Source organism: Mesoflavibacter sp., from assembly GCF_964226795.1.
GTDB lineage: Bacteria > Bacteroidota > Bacteroidia > Flavobacteriales > Flavobacteriaceae > Mesoflavibacter > Mesoflavibacter zeaxanthinifaciens.
In genome coordinates, this window is sequence record NZ_CAXQQP010000001.1 from 42311 (window position 1) to 50108 (window position 7798).

3 protein-coding genes are annotated in these 7798 nt (G+C 31.4%); 1 reads left to right on the forward strand and 2 read right to left on the reverse strand.

What is annotated here, in order from left to right:
• Both ppk1 and ACEQT4_RS00210 read right to left on the reverse strand, forming a co-directional pair.
• A complete protein-coding gene (ppk1, locus tag ACEQT4_RS00205; protein ID WP_370225451.1) occupies positions 1–2058 on the reverse strand; it encodes a polyphosphate kinase 1 in 2058 nt (685 codons plus the stop codon).
• A gap of 39 nt (positions 2059–2097) precedes the next feature.
• A complete protein-coding gene (locus ACEQT4_RS00210; protein WP_036226939.1) occupies positions 2098–2586 on the reverse strand; it encodes a histidine phosphatase family protein in 489 nt (162 codons plus the stop codon).
• Between the two features lie 354 nt (positions 2587–2940).
• On the opposite strand from ACEQT4_RS00210, the gene ACEQT4_RS00215 reads away from it, so the two are divergent.
• A partial coding sequence (locus ACEQT4_RS00215; RefSeq protein WP_370225452.1) for a hypothetical protein occupies positions 2941–7798 on the forward strand: 4858 nt, incomplete at its 3' end.

Sequence of the window (7798 nt, forward strand, 5' to 3'; positions counted from 1 at the left end):
TTAGTTTAGTTTTTCTTTTAAATAATCATAAGTTGCAAATTGAGACCTTAATTTAGGTTTATCGTTTTTACGATAATTATTTTTTTGAGTTTTGTCTAATAGTCTTGCTTTTGCATTATCATTCCAACAGATATCGAATATATCTAATAATTCTTGTTTAATATCATCTTGATAGATTGGGCAGGATACTTCTACTCTATTATCTATATTTCTTGTCATCCAATCTGCAGAAGAGATGTATACTTTTGTATCGTTATTATTACAGAAAATGTATAGCCTAGTGTGTTCTAAGAACTTGTCTACGATACTTATTACTTCAATGTTTTCACTAACACCTTTTACTCCAGGAACAAGACAACAAATACCTCTAACAATCATTTGTATTTTTACACCAGCTTTGCTTGCTTCGTATAGCTTATCAATCATTTTATAGCTTGATATACTATTCATTTTTAATTTAATAAAAGCTGGTTTGCCTTGTTTAACATTTTCTATTTCGTTATCAATTAAACGAAAAAATTTATCTTTTGTATAATGTGGCGAGGTAATTATGTGTTTATATCTGTAAATTTTATAGTTAACTTCAAAAAAGTTGAATACTTTATTGATGTCTTTTAATATTTTTTGATTGGCTGTAAATAACGTAAAATCTGTATAAACACGTGCAGTAGACTCATTAAAATTACCTGTGCTTATAAAGCCATAACGTTTAGTTTTCTTTCCTTCTTCACGCTCTATTACACACATTTTACTGTGTACTTTTAATCCTTGTACTCCAAAAATTAGGTTAACACCTTCGCGCTGCATTTGTTCCGCGTAAGCGATATTTGCTTCTTCATCAAAACGCGCTTGAATTTCCATAGAAACAGTAACTTTTTTACCATTTTTTGCAGCATTGATAAGAGAACTTGCTACATGAGATATCTGTGCTAATCTATAAATTGTAATTTTTATTGATTTTACTTTTGGGTCTAAAGCTGCTTCGCGTAAAAACTTTACTACATATGTAAATGTATGATAAGGTGCATATTGTAAATAATCTTTTTTTGCTATAGACTCAAAAATACTGTCTTGTAGGCTTAAACCTTTAACTTGTAATGGTGTGATTTTATCGTAAAGTAAATCTGTTCTGCCTAAACTAGGAAAATCCATATAATCTCTCCTATTATGATAACGTCCACCTGGTATTATACTATCTGTATTATCTATACCCATAATTGACATTAAAAAGTTTAACGTCGTTTTATCTATAGTTTTATCATAAACAAATCTTACCGGCTCACCAATTAATCTATCCTTAACGCTATCACTAATTTTTTCCATAAAACTTTTAGACAAATCGCTGTCTAAATCCAACTCTGCATCACGTGTAATTTTTATCATATGCGCAGAAATATTTTTATAGCTAAAAACGTTAAAAATATCGTCTAAAAACAAACGCAACATATCATCTAACATAATGATATACTGTTTATTGTCTACTTTTGGAAGTACAACAAATCGTTGCATTGATCTAGAAATTTCTATCAAAGCATATTGGCTAGAATTATCTTCTAAAACCATATTTATTGCTAAATACGCATTACTATCTTTTAGGTTAGGAAGTTCTATATCTGGGTTTAAAATAATAGTTACTAAAGCTGGACTAACTTTTTCTAAAAAATACTTTTTAAGAAACTCTTTTTGAGATTTATTAACCTTATTTTCTTTTATAATAAAGATGTTTTCTGTCTCTAATTCTTTTTGAATTTTGCTTAAAATTTTAAGACTTTCTGTTTGATGTCCAATAACAGTATTTGTTATTATCTCTAACAACTCTGATGCCTTAATACCTCCAAGTTGACTTTTACCTGCTTTACCTGCATAGTCAATACGTTTTACTGTAGCATAACGTACTTTAAAAAATTCGTCTAAATTATTAGAAAAAATACCTAAAAAACGTAATCTTTCAATTAACGGAACAGTCTCATCTGCTGCTTCTTGTAAAACTCGGTGATTAAATTGAAGCCAACTTAACTCTCTATTAATGTATTTATTATCTATAATATGGTTGTTCATTTGACGAATTTTTACTACAAATATATTTAATTAGATTGGCTATTTTAAATGTTTAGGGAATACAATTCTTGTTGTTTTACCAAATTTAACCTTTTGCCAACATTGAGCATTAAATTCTATTTGAACAAATCCAGATGTTGGTAAGTTTTCTATATAACTATCCCCTAGTTGATTACACAAATCTGTAAGCGCATAATTGTGTCCAAATATTGCTAAAGTTTTCACAGAATCGTCACAATTATAAATTTGATTTAATACAGCGTCTCCAGAAAAATCATAAAGCTCTTTTTTAAGTTGAAATTTGACGTCAAAAAGATCTAAATTTTTAATGTAATTTTTAGAAGTTGTACATGCACGATTTGCTGTACTTGATAATATTAAATCTGGCTTTTTAAAATCTTTTTTTATGTATTTAGACACTAATTCAATATCCGTAAAACCTCTTTTTTTTAAGGGTCTATCATGATCTGGTAAATTATATTTCCATGAAGATTTACCATGTCGAAATAACTGTAAAGTTTTGTCCATAATGATTATTTAAATGATTATTCTAGAGATTTTTAGAGTTAAAAATGTCGTTTATCGATTAAATATACGCTATATCATTTTTTTTTGATTTTAATATTATTTACAACTTGATTTGTATTGCTATTAATTAATTTCACCCTTGAATCTAAAAACTAAGAACCTACTAAACCATTCCCTTAAGCAAAATAGTAGCACTTTAAATGTATGTAATTTTTTTAAAAATTATAAAGTAAAACAGTGTTATATGCATATTAGTTCTAAAAACATTTATATTATAAGTAATAAGTTAATTATATTGCAATTAATTACTGTTTTTGTGTGTACTGTATATGTTATAAATCAATTTTTGTCGTTTTGAAAAAACTTAACCCATTAGTAAAGTGCTATAAAGCACTTTTAATATTAGCTGTGTCATTAATTGCTACAATTAGTACAGCTCAAGTAAAAAAACCATTTACGCTTAGATACCAAAGTAGTATTAATGGTGATGTTATTGTTGTTGGTAATAACACAATCTCTAGAACTGCTACAGGTAATTATAATGGATCTGATGGTAATCATGACTTTTCAGATAACGTTTATGTAGACATTGATAACGATTTTACTACATTTAACTCTAGTAGCGCAAACTTAACAAACCCTTATCCAGGCGATCCTTGCTTAGCGATAGATAAAGTTTTACTTTATTGGGCTGCAGCAGATAAAGGTTTAATAGTTGGTAATGGTAATAACGCTGTAGAGTTAGATAATCAACCTGGTTGGAATTATAACCAAGTAAAAATAATGCTACCTGGACAAACAAGCTACACTACTGTTTCTGCAGATGATGTTATTTTTAGAGGTCGTGATGAAAATCCTCACTTTGTTAATGATGCTTACATCTGTGTAAAAGATATCACTAATAATGTTTTAAATAACAGCAATGCATTTGGTAAGTATCAAGTTGCTAATGTTGAAGGAAGACAAGGGTATTTATATTCTCATGACGGAAATAACACTGGTACTTCTGGAGGTTGGCAGCTAGTAGTTGTTTATAAAAGTGATCAATTAAAAAGAAAAAACATATCATTTTTTGATGGTTATGCCAATGTAACTAGTTCTAACAATAATTTTAATATTAATTTTAGTGGCTTTCAAACAATCCCAACAGGAGCTGTAAAATCTGATATAGTAATTGGAGCTTTAGAAGGCGATCGTGATTTATCAGGAGACAGATTACAAATGCTTAACTCTTCAAACGTCTTCGAAGATTTAGATGCGCCTTTAAGAAATTCAAATAACTTTTTTAATAGTAGAATTACTAATGGAAATAGCAACTTTACAGATCGAAATCCAGCAAGTACAAACACTTTAGGTTTTGACTCAGCTCATTTTCATTTAGATAATTCAGGAAATAATCTTCTACATAATAATCAAACATCAACAACCTTAAGACTAACTTCAAATCAAGAAGCATATGGTCTATATCTATTAGGTTTAGCTGTAGAGGTTTATGAACCTAAATTAGATCCAATTGTATATACAGCTACACCAAATACTATTACTCCTAATAGTAACCCTCAAACAGTAACATATAATGCATCCACCACTAATAACGGTAATGATGATGCTACAAATATAAGCTTTGTTACAACGGTTCCTGTTGGTTCAGAACTAGTACAACCTATAACAGGATTACCATCAGGATTAACTTATTCCTATAATTCTGGCACAAGAGAATTAACATTTACTGCTACAGATGGATTATTGGATGTTGGAGAAACATTAAGCTTTGCTTTTGATATAACTGTAAATGATCAATGTTATTATTTAGAAAACGGATGTTCTACAACTTTAAGCTCACAACTTTCGGCTTCTTACTCAGGATTTATCAATAATCACAATACTACCATAGTAAGTTCTAATAGTTTAGATGAATGTAAGCAAGGTAATAATTTATCAACTACAGTAACAGTTAACCCTCCAGCACCAGCAACTTGGGTTACTACACCTAATGAATTAGATAGAACTGTAGAGTGTGATAATACAAATGCCTTAAATAATGCTCAAAATTTAGCTCCTGTAGCAAGTTGTAACAACCTTATCCCTATAAAAACATCAGGCAACTTTATGCCAGATCCATCTTGCCCTTCTAACGGAACTATTACAAACACATGGTCATTTACCGATGCTTGTGGTAATACAATAGAAGATTACACTCAAGTTATTACTATTGTAGACACGACAGGACCTGTAATTGACACAGAATCTTTTGACTTTACAGTACAATGTGATGGAAATGGTAATACTGACCAATTTAACAATTGGTTAGCTAATAATGGTAACGCTGTTGCTTATGATGAATGCGGCGGACCAATAACTTGGTCTAATACTATTACAAACACAACTGATGATTGTGGCGAAACTGGTAGTACAACTGTTACTTTTACAGCTACTGATGAATGCGGAAACTCATCTTCTACTACAGCTACTTTTACAATAATTGATACATTACCGCCAACAATTGTAGGTTTTCCTTCTAATGTAGATAATAGTCAACCTTCATGTGTTGATGTTCCTGTATTAAGTTTTGAAAATTATACTGAAGAAACTGGTGATGGAAACAATAATACGTTTTTACAAGGAGAAGTTTTTAGATTTACTGAAATTGCACCAGGAGTAGACGCCTTAGTTAATATTGTAGCAACTGTTAATACTACAATTCCTGTTTTCGATGATAATTCTACAGGAAGCGATTCTTTTAGACCTAGAACTGCTTTTTCAATAGCAAACAATGGAGATAGAGCTTATACAGAATTTAGATTCGATTTTGTTCAAGCCGGAACTACAACACCTACTAGTTTACCTGAATTCTATTCTAATTTTAATGATATTGATGGTAATAATAATTTTGGAGAAGTAAACTGGACTCAGTTTACAAATAGTTATACTGTAAATGATCCTACAGATTTAACCATTACAGAAGAAGGTCCTTGGATAGTTGCTACCTCTGGTACTACAGAATATACAGGTGTAACTAATGCTAATCCTCAAGCTAATTTTACTACTAGAAATACAGATGCAACAAGTTTTTCTTTTAGAGTTGGTGTTGAAGCCAGAAAAAATAATGTTTCTGGTAGTGGAAGACAACATAATATTGAATTTACTTGTATTTCTAATTATACAAATGCCGTTACTATTTCTGAAGAAATAACAATTGAATGTGACGAATTACAACCTGCGGAAGATTTAACAGCTACAGATGAATGTGGAAGTGCTACTATTAATTTTGAAGAAACAACAACTCCAGGAACTTGTGAAAATGAATTTACAGTAGAAAGAACTTGGACAGCTACTGATGAATGCGGAAATACAACAACAAGAACTTTAATCATTAATGTTGTAGATACTACTCCTCCAACATTTACTGTGCCTGCCGATGTAACTATTAATTGTGAGCAAGACCCTAATGATCTAACACTTACTGGAGATGTTACTGATGAAGCAGATAATTGCGACACGACTTTAGAGGCTACTTTTAGCGATCAAGAAGACACTTCTGCCGGTAACTGTAGCAGCGAATCTATCATCACTAGAACGTGGACTTTAACTGATGATTGTGGGAACACTACAACTCAAACACAAATCATTACTATTCAAGATACAACAGCACCTACTTTTACGGCACCAGCTGATATCGAAATTTTTACTGATGCGTCTTGTAACTATAATGCGTCGGTTGCACAAACAGGTGATGTAACGGATGAAGCTGATAACTGTTCTGCTTCTATTGAGGCAACATTTACTGATTTGGTTACTGCAGGTTCTTGTGAAGGATCGTATATCATTACAAGAACATGGACTTTAACTGATGATTGTGGGAATACTGCAGCTGATCAAATACAAACAATAACTGTTACGGATAATACTGCTCCTACTTTTACAGCGCCAGATGATATTGAAATATTTACTGATGCGTCTTGTAACTATAATGCGTCGGTTGCACAAACTGGTGATGTTACTGACGAAGATGATAACTGTTCAACTTCTCTTGAGGCAACATTTACTGATGTGGTTAATACTGGTACTTGTGAAGGTTCATATATAATAACAAGAACTTGGTCTTTAATTGACGACTGTGGTAATGCTGCTGATGACCAAATACAAACTATTACTGTTACTGATAATATAAGTCCAGATATATCTTCATGTGATGTTAAGGATACTATTTTAGAGTGTAATGGGAATGATAATGAAACTATAGCTACAACTTGGAATACTACTAATATAAATGAATTAACTTCTTGTGCTACGGATAATTGTTCTTCTAATTTAACTGTAACATCTGACTTTGACTTTAATAACTTTGTTAGTGCTTGTGGTTTTGGTGGTACTATTACTGTAAACTATACAGTAACGGATGATTGTGAAAACATTGCTTCTACTTCGGCTACTTTAACTATTGAAGATACGACTGCTCCAACATTTACAGCTCCAGATGATATCGAGATTTTTGTTGATTCTGATTGTAATTATGACGCTAATTTATCAATTACATTAGATGTTATTAATGAAAATGACAACTGTTCTTCTCATCCAGAAGCCACTTATACAGATACAGTATCAGACGGTAACTGCGAAGGTTCATATATAATAACAAGGACTTGGTCTTTAGTTGACGATTGTGGTAATGCTGCAGCAGATCAAATTCAAATTATAACTGTTACGGACAATACAAGTCCAGATATATCTGCTTGCGATGTTAAGGATACTTCTTTGGAATGTAATGGAAATGACAATGAAACAATAGCAGCTGATTGGAACACTTCTAATATAAATGAATTAAGTTCTTGCGCAACAGATAATTGTTCTTCTAATTTAACTGTAACATCTGACTTTGACTTTAACAATTTTGATAGTTCTAATGTATGTGGACTTGGTGGTGCTATTACTGTAAACTATACCGTAGCGGATGATTGTGGAAATATGGCGTCTACTTCGGCAACGTTAACTTTATCTGATACAACTGGTCCTGATTTATCTACTTGTTCAATTACTGATACTGATGTTGAGTGTACTGCTTCTGATAATCAAACTATTGCTGATCAATGGAACGCTGATAATATTGCAGCACTTCAAGCTTGTGCTTCTGATAGTTGTGCTACAGATATTACAGTAACTTCTGATTACGATTACAATAACTTAAATACCGTTTGTGGTCCTTGTGGAAACA

Coding starts and splice junctions, on each gene's coding strand:
- ppk1 (WP_370225451.1), bottom strand. CDS start 2,058: ATGAACAACCATATTATAGATAATAAATACATTAATAGAGAGTTAAGT.
- ACEQT4_RS00210 (WP_036226939.1), bottom strand. CDS start 2,586: ATGGACAAAACTTTACAGTTATTTCGACATGGTAAATCTTCATGGAAA.